At 72.7% G+C, this 1,176-nt stretch carries 1 protein-coding gene; it reads right to left on the bottom strand.

The features are described 5' to 3' along the window. Nucleotides 1–98: 98 nt before the first annotated feature. The coding region (locus DQW06_RS21160; RefSeq protein WP_157983532.1) for a Mur ligase family protein at nt 99–1,176 on the bottom strand (1,078 nt) is incomplete at its 5' end.

Below are 1,176 nucleotides of genomic sequence, written 5' to 3'. Positions count from 1 at the left end.
GCCCCGGCCGGATCCGGCCGGGGCGGTCGTGCGTGCGGCTCCCACTCCCCCGCCGGGCGGCGTCCCCTCCCGGATGTCCGCGCGGGAGGGGAGCGGTCTCAGGCGCGGGCGAGGCCGCGCACGACCGTCATGTCGTCGAAGGGAACGAGGTCGCCGCCGACGCTCTGGTGGGTCTCGCTGCCCTTGCCCGCGACCAGGACGACGTCGCCCGGTTCGGCCGAGGACAGCGCGAGGGCGATGGCCCCGCGCCGGTCGCCGACCCGTGCGAAGGGTGTGCCGACCGCCTCGATGCCCGGGGCGACCTGGTCCATGATCGCCTCCGGGTCCTCGTAGCGGGGGTTGTCCGAGGTGAGGACGCACAGGTCGGAGTAGGTGGCCGCGATCTCGCCCATCCGGGCGCGCTTGGTGGTGTCCCGGTCGCCGCCGCAGCCGAAGACGGTGAGCACCCGTCGCGGGGCGAATCCGCGGATCGTGCACAGGACCTTGTCCAGCGAGTCGGGCGAGTGGGCGTAGTCCACGATGACGGAGACCCCCTCGGGTGTACCGAAGTGCTCGAACCGGCCCGGGATCTGCGGCATCCGGTCGAGGGCGTCCACCAGTGCGTCCAGGTCGTGGCCCAGGACGTGGCAGGCCGCCACCGCGGCCAGCGCGTTGGACACCGAGAACCGGCCCGGGACGGGGATCGCCGCCGGGTACTTGCGGCCGTCGTGGTGCAGGACGAACCGCGTTCCCGAAGAGTCGACGACCAGGTCGGTCGCCCGGTAGTCCGCGTCCGCGTCGACGGCGTAGGTGGTCACGGCGCCGGGCATCAGGGCCGGGATCGCGGCGCCCACGGGGTCGTCGGCGTTGACCACGGCGCGTCGGCACATGCCCTGGAACAGGAGCATCTTCGCCCTGGTGTAGCTCTCCATCGTGCCGTGGTCGTCCAGGTGGTCCTGGGTCAGGTTGGTGAAGACCCCGACGTCGACGAAGGAGCCGTCCACCCTGTGGTTCAGCAGTCCCATCGACGTCGCCTCCAGCACGACGCTGTCGCCGCCCCGGTCGCGCATACACGCCAGCAGGTACTGGAGGTCCGGTGACTCCGGTGTGCTCAGCACGGATCTCGGCATGGGGATGGGGGCGCCGCCGACCCGGGCCCCGGAGGTTCCGATGACCCCCACCCGGGCCCCCTCGGAG

Source organism: Nocardiopsis sp. TNDT3 (genome assembly GCF_003427465.1).
Classification (GTDB): Bacteria; Actinomycetota; Actinomycetes; order Streptosporangiales; family Streptosporangiaceae; genus Nocardiopsis; species Nocardiopsis dassonvillei.
The sequence above is the reverse complement of the archived record's forward strand: the minus strand, read 5'-3'. Positions and strand labels throughout refer to the sequence as shown.